We start from the raw sequence: 16,910 nt of genomic DNA, 5'->3' as shown, positions 1-16,910 counted from the left end.
GGCGGCGCGCTTTTTGCGTAGTCTGGGTCGCTGCACCTGGATTAGTGGATGGGCACGCCCGCGTGCGGTGGACGGACGGAGTATATGGACGAGCGGCTTCGGGATCTTGCCCGACGGTCCCCGAACTTCGGTGTGCTCTTCCAGTACCAGCCCCTGCTCGCGCTATACGGCGCATTGGCGGAGGCCACGGTCTTCACCAACCCCAACGCAGCTCTGGTCCAAGCTGGCCAGTTCGGTGAGATCCTGACCGAAGAGCTGGTCACGAGGGTGGGCCTCCGGGTCGACGGTGACCGGCAGGTCGATCGGCTGGCTGCTCTGACGCGCATCGGTGCCCTTACCCCGCAGGTGCGCACCGCTTTCGATGAGCTGCGTAGGAGTAGGAACCGCGCGGCCCACGAGCACCTGTTCGACACGGTCCGTGCGCTCAAGGCCATCGAGACCGCTTACGAACTGGGCAACTGGTTCCACCTCGCCGTCTCCGGCAAGCGGACCGTCACCGCCTTCGTTCCTCCGACTGCTCCTACCGCTGATCAGGGCGTCACCGACCCGGCCGAGATCGCGAAGCTTCACGTCGAGCTGGAGAGCTACCGCCGTGACCTCGCCCTGTCCCGGACGAAGCTGGCAGAGTCCCGGCAGGCACAGGCCGAGGCCGAACAGCGCGCGCAGGACGAGGCCGCGACCCTCGTCGAGAGCGCGGCAGCCAGTCGTGCCGAGCTCGCCTCTCGGATCGATCAGCTCGAGCGGGAGATCGCCGCACTTCGCCAGGTTCAGCAGCAGGACTACGAGCAGGCTCGCAAGCAGCCGGCGCCGGTGGCGCGCGCGGCACGTGAGGCGATCGTGGAGCGGGCTCAGCGGGCCAAGCCGCTGAGCGAGGTCCAGGCCCGTGAGGTCATCGACCGGATGCTCGTCGAAGCGGGCTGGGTGATCCAGGATCGCGAAGACCTCAACCCGCTTGCGGGCCGCGGCGTGGCTGTTCGCGAGTTCACGGTGGCCACCGGGCGCGCGGACTACGTCCTGTATGTCGACGGCTCTATCGTCGGTGTGGTCGAGGCCAAGCGTGAGGGCGAGGCACTGAGCCACGCCTTGGCCCAGAACGACCGCTACGCGCGTGGGGTACTCAAGGAGTTCCGGCTCGCGGTTTGGCGTGAGAGTGAGCCATTCGCCTTCCGCTACGCGACAACCGGCGCGGAGACCTACTTCATCAACCGGATCGATCCGGAGGCACGGTCCCGCGAGGTCTTCTCCTTCCACCGGCCCGAGACGATCGCGGCATGGATGCGTCGCGCGGACGAGCATCCGCAGGCGCCGACCTTGCGGGCTGGCTTCCGGACCATGCCGGCGCTGGAAACCGGTGGCCTTCGGCCTGCCCAGATCGAGGCGATCACTGGTCTCGAGACCTCGCTCGCTGCGGATCGGCCGCGAGCACTGATCCAGATGGCCACCGGCGCCGGTAAGACGTTCACCGCGGTGACGGAGGTTTACCGGCTCCTCAAGTACTCGCAGGCGAAGCGTGTGCTCTTCCTGGTGGACCGGAACAACCTCGCGAGGCAAGCGCTCGCCGAGTTCCGCAACTACACCACGCCGGACGACGGCCGGAAGTTCTCCGAGCTGTACGGGGTGGACCGGCTAGGCGCGGCAGGGCTGCAAGAGACCTCCTCGGTGGTCATCGGCACCATCCAGAAGATGCATTCGCTGCTGCGCGGCCAGCCGTTGGTCGACGACGATGCGGCGGATGACCGCGCGGATGCGGCCGATGAAGCGTTCGAGAACGGCCGTCCTGTCGAGGTTGTGTACAACCCGGATGTGCCGATCGAGTCGTTCGATCTGATCGTGGTCGACGAATGCCACCGGTCCATCTACGGGTTGTGGCGTGGCGTACTCGAGTACTTCGATGCCCACCTGGTCGGGCTCACCGCTACTCCCACAGCACAGACCAAGGGCTTCTTCGACCAGAACCTGGTGTCCAGCTACTCCTTCGCCAAGGCAGTCGCCGACGGCGTGAACGTCGACTTCGACGTGGTGGAACTGCTGACGGACGTCCACAAGGAGGGCTCCACCATCGAGGCGGGGACGACGGTCCCCGTACTCGACCGAGCTTCACGGCGCCGGCGGCTGGAGGAGCTCGAGGACGACTTCGCCTACTCGGGCCAGCAGCTCGGACGCTCGGTCATCGCCGAGGATGACATCCGCACGGTCTTGCAGACCTACCGGGACAACTGGCAGGGCTGGTTCCCCGGCCGACAGGAGGTCCCGAAGACTCTGATCTTCGCGGTCAGCGAAGCGCACGCGGAGGAGGTACTCAAGCAGACGCGGGAGGTCTTCGGGCGTGGTGATGATTTCGCCGCGAAGATCACATACAAGAGCCGGGAGAGTGGTCAGAACCCGGATGAGCTGATCAACGACCTGCGCAACTCGCCGCGCCTCCGTATCGCTGTGACCGTAGACATGATCGCCACGGGTACCGATGTGCGCGCGCTCGAGTGCGTCATCTTCATGCGGTCGGTCAAGAGCGCGGTGCTGTTCGAGCAGATGAAGGGGCGAGGAGCTCGGTCGATTGACCCGACCGAGCTGAGCGAGGTCACGCCCGGCGCCGACGAGTCCTTCCCGCCCGTGGTGAAGGACCGCTTCCTGCTCATCGACGCCGCAGGAGTCACTGACACTCCGTTGGTGGAGGCCAGGCCGCTTCCCACTGCTCCTGGGATGTCGCTGCAGAAGCTGCTCGACAAGGCTGCCTCCAAGGCGATCAGCGCCGAGGAGACCGAGGTGCTGGCGCGCCGACTCGGCCGGTTGGGCAGGCAGCTGACGAACGAACAACACGAAACGATCGCGCACGCCGCAGGCGGCGTCAGCCTGGTGACCATCACCGGGTGGCTGACCGATGCGTGCGATCCGGAGCGCCAAGAGCGGGTCTTGCTGAGAGATGGGCCGGCAGCGGCGCGACAGCTGATCCTTGACGCGACCATTCCGCTGGCGAATGCCGAACTCCGCAGGGTCATCATGGGGATACGGCGCCAGGAAGACCTGACGATCGACGAGGTGACCGTCGCCACCATCACGACCCTCCGTGAGGTTCCTCGTGAGGAGCGAGCACAGAAGTACGTATCCGACTGGCACAGCCTGTTGGACAGGCAGCGCGACGAGCTGACCGCGATCGAGATCGCCCTCGGTCAGAAGCGGGTGGCACCGGACGTCGCGTACGCGGCCCTGCGGGAGCTCGCTACTTACATCAAGCGCCCGCAGTACGACTGGACGCCCCAGATACTCTGGCAGGCGTACGAGGACCTGGGCCGTGCCGTAGCGCAACCTGGTCAGACGGCGGGTATTCCTGACCTGATCTCGCTAATCCGCTTCGAGCTAGGGGCAGACAGTGAGCTCCGGCCTTACCGCACGTCGGTCGGGGAACGCTTCGCAGGCTGGCTGCTACGGCAGCAGCAGGCCGGCGCCCGGTATAGCGACGAGCAGATGTGGTGGCTGGAACGGATCTGCCACCGCGTGGCCAGCGATGTCGGTGTTGAGGTAGGGGCTCTTCGGCACGAACCTTTCACCGAGCGCGGTGGAAGTCGCGGCTTTATTGCCGCTTTCGGCGGCGATCCCGGAGCTGCTCGGAAGCTGCTGACGGAACTGAACCAGGAACTGGCGTGAGCAAGAACGAAGAACAGAGCCCGCTGCCTCAGGGGTGGTCATGGGTATCGATTGGCGACATTGCCGAGGTTAGTGGCGGAATTCAAAAGCAGCAAAAGCGCCGACCTGTCAAGAATGCTTTTCCCTTCCTTCGGGTCGCGAATGTAGGCCGAGGGTCACTAGACCTCGCCGAGGTGCATGAGGTTGAACTGTTCGATGGCGAGATCGATCGGTACCGCCTCGAAGTGGGCGACCTGCTCGTAGTCGAAGGCAACGGCAGTCCCCAGCAGATTGGCCGAGCGGCAAGATGGCGTGGAGCAATCAAAGATGCCGTGCACCAGAATCACCTCATTCGAGTCCGTCCAGGCCCTGCGGTTTCCTCCGAATACCTCGAAGCTGTGTGGAATGCCCCGGTTGTTTCGGCTGAGCTTTTCAATGTGGCACAGTCCACGAGCGGCCTGTATACGCTGAGCACCACGAAAGTGAAGCGGGTTCACATCCCCCTTCCGCCTCTTGCAGAACAGCAGCGCATCGTTGACTCGATTGATGACCATCTGTCGCGCCTGAATGCAGCTAAAGCACTGGTGGAGCGTTGTTCCGTTCGCCTTCGGGGTCTCCGCAATACGCTTTCCAATCCGACCTTCGGGTACACGGTAGGCGCGGACGCGGATGCGGCTGAATTCCCCACCCCTGCTGGCACTGTCGATGAAAACCTTCCGCGTGTCCCGCGCGAATGGCAGTGGCGCCGCTTGGAGGATGTGGCTGAAGTCGTTGGCGGCGTCACCAAGGACAGCAAGAAGCAGAGTGACCCGGAACTGCCCGAGGTCCCCTACCTCCGAGTCGCCAATGTCCAGCGTGGGCGACTGGATCTGGGTGAGGTTTCTGTAATCAGAGTACCGGTGCAGAAGGCGGAGGCGCTGGCGCTTCAGCCTGGTGACGTACTCATGAACGAGGGCGGGGACCGCGATAAGCTCGGTCGCGGCTGGGTGTGGGAAGGGCAAATTCCGACAGCCATCCATCAGAACCATGTGTTCAGGGCCCGCGTGCTGGCCAATGAGATCAATCCCAAGCTCCTCTCTTGGTACGCCAACGGTTCAGGAATCTGGTTCGAGCACAACGGGAAGCAGAGCGTGAACCTCGCATCTATCAGCCTCTCGAAGATTAAAAAGTTTCCTTTGCCTGTTCCACCTCCAGCCGACCAGCAGCGGATCGTCGAACGCATCGAGGACGACCTTTCGGTAATGGACAACGTGTCAGGGCTAGTCGCGCGATCCCGCCTGCGATGCATTTCCCTCCGCCGCGCCCTCCTCACGCAAGCCTTCTCTGGCCAACTCGTTCACCAAGATCCCAGCGACGAGCCGGCAGACGTGATGCTCGTCCGAGTCGCGGCCGAGCGTCAGGTTGTTACCGCCAAGCCAGCTCGCCGACGCGTCCCCCAGCGCGCCCGCACCACCACCGCCCAGCAGGAGTTCGACGTATGACCACCGCCGCTTCCGCCCAGACCGGCGCTCTGGTAGCCAAGCTCTGGAACTACTGCAACGTCTTGCGTGACAACGGCCTTTCCACCATCGAGTACGTCGAACAGCTCTCGTACCTGCTCTTCCTCAAGATGGCCGACGAGATCGCCACCGACCCATTCGCCGACGATCCCTCCGCTGCGCGCATCGTCCCGGCCGAGTACGACTGGCAGGCGCTCGTCTCTAAGACGGGCGTCGCTCTGGAGGAGCAGTACCGCAGCACCCTCACCGAGCTTGCGAAGCATCCTGGAACGACCCTCGGAACGATTTTTGCCAAGGCACAGAACCGGATCACCGAGCCCGCGCTGCTGCAGAAGCTCGCCGTCGATCTAATCGGCGGCCAGGACTGGACCGGTACCGGGACTGACCTCAAGGGCGACGCGTACGAGGGCCTCCTCGCTAAGGGAGCCGAAGACACCAAGACTGGTGCTGGCCAGTACTTCACCCCTCGTGTGCTGATCGATGCGATGGTTGAGGTGACCCAGCCGACGCTCAAGGACACGATCACCGATCCGGCGTGCGGCACGGGCGGATTCCTCATCGCCGCTCGGCAATACATCCGCGAGCACTACGGCAGCAGCATGTCTCGTGAGCAGCGGCTTGACCTCGAGACCAACATCTTCGGGACTGAGCTGGTGCCCGGCACGGCCCGCCTCGCGGCGATGAACATGCTGCTCCACGGCATCGGTCACAGCGATGGCCCCTCGCTGATTAAGGTCGAGGACGCCCTCGCCAAGAAGCCGTCGCGTCACGCATCGCTCGTCCTGGCGAACCCGCCGTTCGGGAAGAAGTCCGCGATCACGGTGATCGGTACCGACGGGAAGTCCGAGCGGGAGGATATCTCCTACGACCGCGACGACTTCCGTGCCAGCACCACCAACAAGCAGCTCAACTTCCTGCAGCACATCATGTCGCTGATGGCTATCGAGGGCCGAGCCGCCGTCGTACTGCCCGACAATGTTCTCTTCGAAGGCGGGGCGGGCGAGAAGATCCGGCGCCGGCTGCTGCAGGACTTCGACCTGCATACGATCCTTCGGCTGCCCACTGGGATCTTCTATGCCGGAGGCGTCAAGGCGAACGTCCTGTTTTTCGACAAGAAGGCCCCGCGGACCGACGGCAAGCCGCACACCACCGTCACCTGGGTCTACGACCTGCGCACTGCCAAGCACTTCACCTTGAAGACCCGGCCCCTTCGCCGAGCCGACCTTCAGGAGTTCGTCCGCGGGTACCTGCCGGGCAGGCCTCGTATCGAGCGTACGGAGCTTGAGTCGGGGCGGTTCAAGCCCTTCACCTACGACGAGCTGATCGCGCGTGACAAGGTCAACCTCGATATCACCTGGCTTAAGGACCCGGCACTGGACGACGCGGACAGCCAGCTGCCGCCCGGCGTGATCGCCCAGGAGATTGTCGAGGATCTGAAGGCCGCGCTGGCCGAATTCGAGGCCATCGCGGAAGCCCTCGGGGTGGACCCGGACGAGCTTGTCAGCGAGGACGAAGCTGTCGAAGCCGCTGGCTGACGGACGTCTCTCCACGCGGGTCATCTGAGTAGCGGGTTAGACCTCGACTCGACAGTGTTTGGGGTGGTGGGGCCAGGCCCCACCACCCCAAACACTGGTCAGACGTCGATACGGCCGATCTTCCGGCCTGCCTTGAGGTAGAAGGTCGACGAGGCCCGCCGAAAGGTTCTACGCTTCGCCGGAAGTCCGCTCGGTTGCCGACGCGGTTGGTGAGGACAACCAGGACCAAGCAGCGGCTTCTCCAGATTGGCCGCGAAGCTCTGGGGAACCGGACTCACCCCGAACACAGCCACGACCGGGTCGGCGCACTCGGCGGCCACCATGCAATGGAGACTCCCGCCGACCAGCGTGAGGGCGATCATCCACGAACGAGGCTGGTTCACAGCGCTCAACGTGCGCCGCCACTCGGCAGGTGTGGTCAACTATGCCCACTGCCGCCTTCGCAGGATGTGATTGCTGATGGGCACTCAGGCCGATGGGCTCGAGCCGTGGAAGATCTACGGCGACCGCGTGGTTTATGACAACCCATGGGTACAGCTGGCGCTCGTGGACGTTGAGCCGCCTGGCATGGCGCGCTTCGAGCATCACGTCGTGCGGTTGAAGCGCGTGGCCATAGCTGCGGTGCTGGATGCCGATGATCGTGTGTTGATGCTCTGGCGGTACCGCTTCGTGCCGCAGTCCTGGGGCTGGGAGCTTCCTGGTGGCGTCGTCGATCCCGGAGAGGACGGTCTGGGGGCTGCGCTGCGCGAGGTCGAGGAGGAGACCGGCTGGCGGCCGGATCACCTCGACCACGTGGTTACGTTCCAGCCGATGGTCGGCATGGTGGACTCGCCGCACGAGGTGTTCGTCGGCCAGGGGGCGACCCTCGTGGGCGCGCCCGAGGACGGTGAGGAGGCCGGCCACGTGGCGTGGGTGCCGATGTCCGAGATCCCGATGCTCATGGCGGAGGGGAAGCTCATGGGTTCGGGAACCCTGGTGGCGCTCCTGCACGTCTTGGCTTCCCGCAGGCAGTGATAGCCGAGGAGATCACCGCCCTCACCGCGATGCTTCGAACTTACCGACCAGTTGGTCGATTCGGGCGCGTTGGCGGGCCGACCCCGTGCGATTGGCCAGAAGCCGCGGCTGACGCCGGTAATTCATGGCCTCGTCCTGTTGCCCAGTTCGTAGTGGCGCCAGGCTCGTTCCGTGGCACCGACGTCGAGTTCCTGCCACGGCGCCAGTATGGCTGCCCCGGCGAGTGCCCGAGCGATGGGTTCCTGGTGGCTGTCCCGTCCGGGAACTCAGCCGCGTCGCCGAGCCGCGACGAGGATGTGGGTGCCTCCATCGCGGGCACCGAGGCTGGCGCAGGCAGCGGCCTCGTAGGCGAGGAATCGCTCCCAGAGCTGCGGGGACTCCTCAATACCTGCCAGGACATCTGGGTCTTCGAGGCTCGCCCAGTTGCTCGCCGATCCCGCGAGGATCTCGCCGCCGCATTCGATGACGAGGGTGGTGAGTTGCTCCCAGGTGAACATGCGGCAGACGTGGACCATGCCGGGTACGTGGCGCAGGTCGCCGGTTCGGATGACGGCGTCCGTGACGTCGGTGCCGTAGCGGATGGCGAGTTGAGTGGCGCCGGGGAAGCGGGCTCGCCAGCTTCCCCATAGGGACATCACCGAGGCGACCACGATGCCGTCGGGCTTCACGATGCGGAGGAGGCCGGCGAGGGCCTCGCGTTCCTGCTCAAAGGCGTACGAGAGCGGGCCTCCGTAGGCGAGGACCATGTCGAACGTGGCGTCAGGGAAGCGGCTCGTGTCGCGGACATCGAGTGTGTGGCGTGCTTCGATGGCGCGTTCGAAACCCGCTGCAGCGACGTGGGCTTCGTTCAGGTGGAGTTGGACGGGCGAGATATCGGTGACCACTACGCGGGCGCCGTGTTCGGCGAGCACGGTTGTGAAGCGGCCTGGGCCCGCGCCCACCTCCAGCACTCGCTGATTTGCAATCAGATACGGGGCAAGGAAGCGGCGGTGGATCTCGAAGGAGACTCGGCCGGCGACATCCTTGGTGAGCCGGTCGTGCTCTCCCTCACCGAGAGTGTCGTAGTAACGGCGGATGGCGTCGACGGATTGATCGCTGCGAGGCGTCTCATCCGGAGTGTCGGCCATCGGCCTCCGTTCGTGTCGTCAGGGATGCCGTTCTGCATGTGGTCTCTGACCTGGGCTTCTCAAAACGGAGCGATTCGGGCAGGGCTCCGCCACTAGAATGCGTTCCCCGTCGTGATGTCGGCGTGAGCGCCGCCGCGACACTCCGCAGTTTCACCGAGAGGACGGTCTCCGGTCCTATGCGTTGGTCCCAGCTGTACGTGCCCACTCTCCGGGAGGACCCGGCGGACGCGGATGCGGTGAGTCACCGCCTGCTGGTGAGAGGAGGGTTCGTCCGGCAACTCATGGCCGGCCACTACTCCCTGCTTCCGCTGGCCGTGCGCGTCCGCGCCAAGATCGTGGACATCATCCGCGAGGAGATGACCGCGATCGGCGCCCAGGAGTTCATCCTGCCCGCCCTCCACCCGGCGGAGATCTGGCAGCGCAGTGGCCGCTGGGAGGTGATGGGCGAGGAGATGTTCCGGCTCAAGGACCGCAAGGGTGCGGACTTGGCGCTCGGCATGACGCACGAGGAGATCTTCACCGTCCTGTCGCAGGAGCTGAAGTCATACCGGGACCTACCGCAGATGTGGTATCAGTTCCAGACCAAGTTCCGGGACGAGGCCCGCCCGAAGAGCGGCCTGCTTCGGGTACGCGAGTTCACCATGAAGGACTCCTACAGCTTCGACATCGAGGCCGGCGGACTCGACCGCTCCTTCGACCTGCACAAGGCCGCCTACGAGCGGATCTTCGCCCGCCTGGGCCTGCCCGCGATCCCGGTGCAGGCGTCCAGCGGCAGCATGGGCGGCAGCGCGTCGGTCGAGTTCATGAGCCCGTCGAACGCCGGCGAGGACCTGGTAGTCCGCTGCCCCGGATGCGACTACGCGGCGAACACCGAGAAGGCCACCTCCACGCTGCCCGGTGTGGTGGACGGCCCCGGCCTGGACGCCCCCGAGCGGTTCGACACCCCGAACGCGCGCACCATCGAAGAGCTGTCCGTCCAGCACGATGTGCCGGCCGAGCGGCAGATCAAGACGCTGGTGTACGTGGTCGACGACCAGCTGACCCTGATCCTGGTCCGCGGCGACCACAACCTGGTCGAGCAGAAGCTCATCGACACCCTCGCCGCCACGGCGGTGCGGCCCGCGACCGCCGAGGAGATCCAGGCGGCGTTCGGGGCCTCCCCCGGCAGCCTGGGCGCGGTCGGCGTCGCCGAGCTGCCCATCCTCGCGGACGAAGCCCTCCGCGGCCGCACCGACATGACCACCGGCGCCAACACCAACGGCGTCCACCTGCGCGGCGTGTCGGTCGAGCGGGACATCGCGGTGCAGCGGTGGGCGGATCTGCGCGAGGTGACCGCCGGCGAGCCCTGCCCCGAGTGCGGCACACCGCTGGAGGTAGTGGTCACGATCGAGGTGGGCCACATCTTCAAGCTCGGTCGCAAGTACACCGAGACCCTCGGCGTGACCGTGCTTGGCCAGGACGGCGAGCGCGTCATCCCGATCATGGGCAGCTACGGAATCGGCGTGGAACGCGCCTTGGCCTCCATTGTGGAGACGCACCACGACGACAAGGGCATCATCTGGCCCGTCTCCGTCGCCCCGTTCGAGGTGGCCGTCGTCATGCTCGGCACTGGCGACGAGAAGGTGGTCGAGGCCGCCGAGGGCCTGTACCGGCAGCTGCAGGGCGAGCGGGTCGACGTCCTGCTGGACGACCGTGACGAGCGACCCGGTGTGAAGTTCCGCGACGTCGAACTGGTCGGCATTCCTTACCGGATCACGGTCGGCGCCCGCGGCCTGGCCGACGGCACGGTCGAGGTCACCACTCGGGCCACCGGCGAGACCCAGTCCGTGCCGGTGGCCGAGGCGGTGGAGCACGTCCGCAAGCTGCTGACCGCCGCTGTGTGAGCCGTCGGATCGTCAGCCGGACACCCGGTGAAACGCCTCGGTGAGAAGCGTCTCCGGGTAGCAGCGAAGGATCTTCGCGACGCTGCGCGCCTGGGTCTCGTAGTGGCCCATGGCGCGCAGCTTCGTCTCCAGGGCATCGCCCAACTGCATCCGCAGGGTCGGTGGTAGCCGCATCGCCTCGACCTGCCTGGGGTCGAGGAAGCCTGGTCTGGCCGGTTCGGTGTACTGGATCGTGCTGGTCACCAGGAGCACATCCGGGCTGGCGTCGTAGCGGTCGAGCGCAGCGAGGGCGATCCGGTGTGCGGCGCGGTGGTCCGGGTGGCCGTTCATCCCGTTTGGTGGGAAGGCCACCACTCGATGGGGCTTCCAGCGACGCAGCGCCTCCAGAACGAGAGTTGTCCCGGTGTCCTCGTGGTCGCTGAGGCTGCCGTCGGGAAGGTCGTGCACTTCAGCGCAGGTGACTCCGAGCGCCTCGGCGGCGCGACGCAACTCCTGTTCACGAACGGCGGGAAGGTCCTCTTCGGTGCACATGCCGAGTGTCCTCCCCGCGCCTCCGCGGGTCAGGGTGACGGTGACCGTTGTGCCGCGACGAAGGGCGGTGCGGTGGAGAAGCCCGCCGCAGTGCAGGGTCTCGTCGTCGGGGTGGGCGACAACGACGAGCAGGTCGGCGGCCGTCATGCCGGGACCTCCGTGACAGCGTTCTCCAGCGCGGCCAGGCGGTCGAGGATGTCGGCATCGCTGACGTTGCCGATCAGGTGCCGACGGTCGTTGGCGTCCTCGCTGTGCCAAACGGTCTCCTGCGACTGTTCCGGCGTCCACACGAGGCCGGCGGAGTCGATCAGCAGGTAACGGTGCTTGCGTCCGCCCGCGCTCTTGGCCGCGATCCTGACGTGTCCGGGCGCGTTGTCACGGGCGATGGCAACGGCGTGCTGGAAGTCGCCCTCGCTGATCAGGTAGCGCTCGCGGTTCCGGTGACCCAAGGGCCCGATCGGCATGAACTGGAAGAGCTGCCACTCCACGATGCCGACGAATCCGCTGAGCAGGCCGGCGATCGCCGCGATGTCACCCGTGTTGCCGGAGTGGACGACGGTGTTGACGCAGATCCGGGCTCCAGCCTTCTCCAGGAGGGATAAGACCGCCAGCTGCGAGGCGACGGTCGCGTGTCGGCGGAACTGCTGCTGCACGGCGTCGGTGCTTCCGTCGAGCGGGATGCCGATCAGGTCGCTGACGGCGGCCACATCATCGGCGGCGACCTGCTCGACGGCGCCCGTGCCCATGAAGCGGATTCGGGCCGCGCCGAGGAAAGCGGTGCCGACGGTGTCCAGGTGGATTTGGAGGCCCAGGTCGTGGAGGCCCGTGAGCAACGTGACGATGTCCGGCCGGGTGAGCGGGTCGCCGCCTCCGACGGTGATCTTCTCGATGCCGAACCGGTCGCGTAAGCCGGCCGCGAACCTGAGAACTTGGGGCGTCTCGGTGATCGTGCGGCCGAAGTAGTTGTAGCAGCCGGGGCAGGCCACGAAGCAGCTCTTGCCCGCGCTGAGGATGACACTGCGCATGATGCCTCACTGGCGCTAGTGGGGAGGTGAGTTGAGCAGTGCGAAGCCGAGCGGATCAGCCCTGCATGGCCATCAGGTAGGCGGCTTGGTAGCCGTCCGCCATCCGGCGGATCGAGAACTCCGAGGCCACGTGGGCGCGACAGCTGGCGCGGTCGATCGCGGGCAGGCGGCGGATCGCGTCGGCCATCTGCTGGGCGTTGTCGGCGAGGAAGCCGGTGACGGCGTCCCGGACGAGTTCGGGGGCGGCCCCGGCGCGCAGCGACACAACCGGTGTGCCGCAGGCCATCGACTCGATCGGCACGAGCCCGAACGGCTCGGGGATGAGCGAGGTCATCAGGGTGGCAGCGGCGCCGGCGAGCAGGGCGACCTTCTGCTGGAAGTCGAGCTCACCCAGGAAGGACACCTGGTCGCCATCCACGTGTGGCCGGACCTGCTGCTCGAAGTACGCCCGGTCACCAGGCTTGATCCGGCCGGCGATCTTCAGGCGCAGTCCTGCGCGGTGCGCCGCCTCGATGGCGACGTGGACACCCTTCTCGGGTCGGATCCGGCCGAGGAACACCAGGTACGGCCACGAGTCGGCGGCCTCGGTGCCGAAGGGGAAGGCTGCCACGTCGATGCCGTGGTGGACGGTGCGGAGGTAGTTGAGTTCCGGCAGGTGAGAGCGCTGGTCTCTGCTGATCGCCACGTAGCGCTCGGCGGCGAACCGGCGGAAGAGCGGCGTGTTGTCCTCGTTGAAGAAGCAGTGCACGGTGTGGACCACCGGGGTTCGCAGTCCGTGGAGCGCCGGGATCGCCATACACCCCGTGTTGGAGTGGACGTGCGAGTGGATGACGTCGAACTCGGAGGCGCGGTCGCGGACCTCCTGGAGCTGGAGCATGCGGTAGACCTCGGGCTCGCTGACACTCGGGTCCGCGTGCAGAGCCGTCGTACCGATGCTGTGGAGGTTGCCGGCCACCTTGGAATCGCCGGAGGCGAATACGGTGACGTCGTGCCCGTCGAGGACCTGGGTCGTGGTGAGGTCAGCGACCAGCGACTCGACCGCCCCGTAGCCCCGGGGAGGGACGCTCTCCCATAAGGGGGCGACATGTGCGATACGCATTCGTTCGATCTCCTTTCGATACGGCGGCCCGCCGTTGCGACGGGCCGCCTGCGGCAGTTGGGCGCGACGGCCGTAGCCGGGAACGTCGGCTGTTCGGCCGTGGGCGAGGTTCGCTCGGCTTCAGGCGCGCGGGTCAGCGCCAAGCACGGGTACGCCGGTGAGGAAGTCGCGCACCTCGTCCGCGCAGCGGCGGATCTCCGCCTCGTGGGATTCGAGGGTGAAGAGGGTGAGATAGCGGGCGATGTTGGACTCGTAGATCCGCGGGTTGATGCGGTGGGCCGCCATGGTGTCCGGCCACAGCGGGAGCATCCACACGTGGAAATGCGGCCGGTCGAGCTTCTCCTCCTGGTACATCTGCACCGCCGCCAGACCCAGCCGCTCGCGCATGGCCCGCCGGACGGAGTGCGTCACCCGCCCGAGTCGTTCCACCAGCGGCAGGTCCATCTCGTCGAGAGCACCGATGTGCGGACGGACACCGACGACCATGAAGCCGGGCACGGCCCACTCTGCGTCCTGCCTGACGGTGATGACGCCGTCGTCGTACACGGGGGCGAGGATGTCGGGCAGCTCTCGTTCGGCGAGGTTCATGAAGCAGCCCCGGCAGGTGTCCTCGCGGACAAGGTGGCTGGGGCCGCCCAAGAAGTCGAGATATCGGTAGCCGGACGGCGGGTCCGGCAGACCGGGCTTCACCACGGACTCGGGCATGGGGTCTCCATTCGAATCAGCTTCTTGTAGGGCATTAGGGGCTTTTCGGGCGCGCACCGGCACGTCGTTGACTCAGTGGTGAGGCGTGGAAGGCAGCGTCGAGCACGCACAGGCGTCAGAACCGAGCTCTGCCGCACGCCGCGATACGCGGGGTGACCGGGTCAGCCAGCGCTGTCGCGACTGTCCGCCCAGAGCCGCCGACCTCGCAGGGCGAGCGCCGGGCAGCTGAAGTGACGTCTACTCAGCAGAGGCAGCAGGGTGATGCGATGAACGGCGAGCACCATGCGGACTCCGGTGCCGCACAGCTCCAGTTCGTAGCCACCGCCGCCGTCGATCGCCCTAGCCACGGACGGAAGGACGGTGTGGTCGCCCAGCCACCTTCGAAGCTCGGCGTCCGTGCTTCGGCTCAGTGCTTGGCTGACGCCGGCAGCGGCTCGCCGCAGGCGCTTGTACGCGGCCTCCGCATTCGGCAGTACCTCCCAGTCGAAGAGCTGGGCCAGCTCGGTGCCATGCACGTCGAAGTACGAGGTGCACCGGTAGAGCACGCCGGGTTGGGTCATGCCGAGCCCTCCAGGCGGCGCGACAGGCAGGGTGGGTGCCGACGTCATGCGGCGCTCTCCTCCTGGTGGGGCCTTGATGCCTCGGGGCCGAGCCGGAACCAGACCTGCTTGCCTGATCTACACAGCTCGGTGCCGAACCCATCCGCCATGGCCGCGAGCAGGAACAGCCCTCGTCCGCCGACTTCGTCGTCGGACGGCTCCCGGATCACCGGAAGGGTCACGTCGGAGTCGCTGACCCCGACGAAGACGCCGGAGTCCGTCTCCGACAGAACGAGCTCGCAGTCACCGCGGGTGTGCTTGTAGACGTTGGTGAGCAACTCCGTGACGCCGAGCTCGGCGATGAAGCTCAACTCGGCTTTGCGCCAGAGCCGCAGGTGCGCGCGGATGATCTCGCGTACCGGTTCCATGTGCTCGGGCTGGACCAGGGGGAGGCCCATGCGGTACCACCTCCCCCCGGTCGACTTCGCGACCTCGGGTGGGTCGCTCGATTCCCCTGCGTTGAGGCAGGCATCCGGAGAACCGAGTGACGTTACGTCAGTTGCTGTGCTCTCGGTCCTCATGGCTGAGTACTCCTCAAGCGGTGCAGATCACTTCGGGCAACCAGGTAACCGCCGTTGAGTAATCGGGAGTAATGTCGGCGGGGGTGTCGAAGGGTGTTACTTCCGCTACCGATCGTGCTGGGGGCCTTGGCGATGAAACCGGTGAACACCAAACTCGAGCAGCTGCTGGAGCAGTCCGGCATCAGCCGGGGCGAGCTGAGCAGGCGAGTTCGTGCGAAGGCGAAGGAGTGGGGCCAGCCTCACATCGCGCCGGACACGACGAGCGTCCGTCGTTGGGTGGGAGGCGAGATTCCACGCCAGCCGGTGCCGGACATCCTGGCTGACGTGTTCTCCGCCGAACTCGGCTACCGGGTCACCACCTACGATCTCGGCCTCGCAGACGCCCCGTCCGCCGATCGCTCACTGGTGTACAACTCCTCGTACGCGGCTACCGTGGAAGCCGTCACCAACCTGGGGAGAGCTGACGTGGACCGTCGCAAGTTCCTGGCCATGGCACCGTTCGCCGCTGTCGCCGGCGTCGGACCATCGCGTGACTGGCTGCTGAGCACGCTGGACCAGTCCCCTGCTCCCGGACCACAGGTACGGCTGGAAGACGTGACGGCTGTCCGGAACATGTTCGGCGCGTTCCAGCAGATGGACATCTTCCAGGGCGGCGGCTCAGGCCGGCTCGCGCTCGCCCAGTACATGAACGCTCACGTCTACCCGCTCCTCCGCCGCACCTACACCGAGCAGGTTCGGCAGGCGCTGTGCGAGGCCGCCGCCGAGCAGACGTACCTCCTCGGCTGGATGGCCTACGACAACGGCGAACACGGCACCGCCCAGCGCTATCTGATCCAGTCCCTCCGCCTCGCCGAGGAGTCGCACAACCCCGCGCTCGGCGCCCACGTGCTGGCCGGCATGGCCGACCAGGCCACCCTTCTCGGCCATCCTGAGGAGGGCCGCCGCCTCGCCCAAGCCGGACGGGCCGGACTCTCCGGGGTCTCCTCGCCCGCCTGCCTCGCCGATCTCTGGGCGCTGGAAGCTCGCGCGCTCGCCAAGCTCGGCGACAAGGTCGGCGCCGCTCAGGCCGTCATCCGCTCCGAGGCCGCCTTCGAGCGGGTCCAGCCGGACGAGGACCCCGAGTGGGCGAAGTTCATCGACGCCGCCTACCTCCACGGCGAGCACGCCAACACCTTCCGCGACCTCGGCCAGCCCGACCACGCGGCCGAGCACGCCCGCCTCTCCATCGATCACGCCAGGCAGCAGAAGCGTGCCCGGCGCGGCGCGATGTCCCAGGCGGCACTGGCCGTATCGCACCTGCAGCGCAATGACCTTGAAGCCGCGCACGCTGCCGGTGTACGGACTCTCTCGCTCACCAAGCAGGTGCAGTCCTCCCGCGCCATTGAGGCCGTTCAGGACCTCCAGCGCCGCATGGAGCCGTTCGGCGGTCACCGTCTCGTGGTCGACTTCGCCGAACGGGCACGGGAACTCACTGCTGCGGCCTGATCGCTCTCACCAGCGCAGCATTTGCTACTGGTGCTGGAGCCCGCCGCGTAGGCGGGCTCCTGTGAGGGTTCGGTGGCGGTCATTGTGGTCAGCGGCGGCGACGGCTCCGTGCACCTTTGGGACTCGCGCACGGTTCGGCATCTCAGCCGGTTCGTGAACCTCGGAGGGTGGGCGCGTTCGATCGCCGTCGATGTCCCGGGCGCCCACCTCGTGGCGTCGTCGCTCAGCTCGACGGCGCCGGGACGCCGTGGCGCACCAACGGTCGG

Annotated in this window: 13 protein-coding genes; 6 read left to right on the top strand and 7 right to left on the bottom strand. The window is 66.5% G+C overall.

Going from position 1 to position 16,910, the window contains the following annotated elements; translation table 11 throughout:
* The first annotated feature begins 84 nt into the window (after window positions 1-84).
* The 4 genes from ACFXAM_RS09715 (at window position 85) to ACFXAM_RS09700 (ending at window position 7,669) form a co-directional block, all read left to right on the top strand.
* Entirely contained in the window at window positions 85-3,642 is a 3,558-nt protein-coding gene (locus ACFXAM_RS09715; protein ID WP_380289224.1) for a DEAD/DEAH box helicase family protein, read from the top strand.
* Window positions 3,639-5,102, top strand: coding sequence for a restriction endonuclease subunit S (locus tag ACFXAM_RS09710; protein WP_380289222.1), 1,464 nt, complete (start codon window positions 3,639-3,641; stop codon window positions 5,100-5,102). Before ACFXAM_RS09715 ends, ACFXAM_RS09710 begins: the two co-directional genes overlap by 4 nt.
* A complete protein-coding gene (locus ACFXAM_RS09705) occupies window positions 5,099-6,655 on the top strand; it encodes an N-6 DNA methylase (protein WP_380289220.1) in 1,557 nt (518 codons plus the stop codon). The genes ACFXAM_RS09710 and ACFXAM_RS09705 overlap by 4 nt, the downstream gene beginning before the upstream one ends.
* A gap of 459 nt (window positions 6,656-7,114) precedes the next feature.
* Window positions 7,115-7,669 carry an NUDIX hydrolase gene (locus ACFXAM_RS09700; protein WP_380289218.1) on the top strand — a complete coding sequence of 185 codons (555 nt, stop codon included), beginning with the start codon at window positions 7,115-7,117 and terminating at the stop codon, window positions 7,667-7,669.
* 266 nt (window positions 7,670-7,935) lie between these two features.
* Here ACFXAM_RS09700 and ACFXAM_RS09695 read toward each other — a convergent pair whose 3' ends face one another.
* Window positions 7,936-8,796 carry a class I SAM-dependent methyltransferase gene (locus ACFXAM_RS09695; protein WP_380289216.1) on the bottom strand — a complete coding sequence of 287 codons (861 nt, stop codon included), beginning with the start codon at window positions 8,794-8,796 and terminating at the stop codon, window positions 7,936-7,938.
* 176 nt (window positions 8,797-8,972) lie between these two features.
* Between ACFXAM_RS09695 and ACFXAM_RS09690 the strand changes: the two genes are divergently transcribed.
* Complete coding sequence (locus tag ACFXAM_RS09690) at window positions 8,973-10,679, top strand: proline--tRNA ligase (RefSeq protein ID WP_380289214.1); 1,707 nt, start codon at window positions 8,973-8,975, stop codon at window positions 10,677-10,679.
* 12 nt (window positions 10,680-10,691) lie between these two features.
* On the opposite strand, the gene ACFXAM_RS09685 is transcribed toward ACFXAM_RS09690, so the two are convergent.
* From ACFXAM_RS09685 to ACFXAM_RS09660, 6 genes are all read right to left on the bottom strand, one after another.
* Entirely contained in the window at window positions 10,692-11,357 is a 666-nt protein-coding gene (locus ACFXAM_RS09685) for a PIG-L deacetylase family protein (RefSeq protein WP_380289212.1), read from the bottom strand.
* On the bottom strand, window positions 11,354-12,235 hold the full coding sequence (locus tag ACFXAM_RS09680) for a radical SAM protein (RefSeq protein ID WP_380289210.1): 882 nt from the start codon (window positions 12,233-12,235) through the stop codon (window positions 11,354-11,356). The genes ACFXAM_RS09685 and ACFXAM_RS09680 overlap by 4 nt, the downstream gene beginning before the upstream one ends.
* Before the next feature lie 55 nt (window positions 12,236-12,290).
* Window positions 12,291-13,334: a glycosyltransferase family 4 protein gene (locus ACFXAM_RS09675; protein WP_380289208.1), complete on the bottom strand. Its 1,044-nt coding sequence runs from the start codon at window positions 13,332-13,334 to the stop codon at window positions 12,291-12,293.
* 120 nt (window positions 13,335-13,454) lie between these two features.
* Window positions 13,455-14,039: a hypothetical protein gene (locus tag ACFXAM_RS09670; RefSeq protein WP_380289206.1), complete on the bottom strand. Its 585-nt coding sequence runs from the start codon at window positions 14,037-14,039 to the stop codon at window positions 13,455-13,457.
* 161 nt (window positions 14,040-14,200) lie between these two features.
* Window positions 14,201-14,647 (bottom strand): hypothetical protein, encoded by a 447-nt coding sequence (locus ACFXAM_RS09665; RefSeq protein ID WP_380289204.1) that lies wholly within the window; start codon window positions 14,645-14,647, stop codon window positions 14,201-14,203.
* On the bottom strand, window positions 14,644-15,036 hold the full coding sequence (locus tag ACFXAM_RS09660) for an ATP-binding protein (RefSeq protein ID WP_380289202.1): 393 nt from the start codon (window positions 15,034-15,036) through the stop codon (window positions 14,644-14,646). The genes ACFXAM_RS09665 and ACFXAM_RS09660 overlap by 4 nt, the downstream gene beginning before the upstream one ends.
* A gap of 255 nt (window positions 15,037-15,291) precedes the next feature.
* Here ACFXAM_RS09660 and ACFXAM_RS09655 point away from each other — a divergent pair, with 255 nt between their 5' ends.
* Window positions 15,292-16,644, top strand: a complete 1,353-nt coding sequence (locus ACFXAM_RS09655) for a transcriptional regulator (RefSeq protein ID WP_380289281.1) — start codon at window positions 15,292-15,294, stop codon at window positions 16,642-16,644.
* Window positions 16,645-16,910 lie beyond the last annotated feature (266 nt).

This window comes from Kitasatospora sp. NPDC059462 (assembly GCF_042749955.1).
Lineage (GTDB): Bacteria > Actinomycetota > Actinomycetes > Streptomycetales > Streptomycetaceae > Kitasatospora.
Note: the sequence above shows the minus strand (reverse complement) of the source record. Positions and strands in the feature narration are given on the sequence as shown.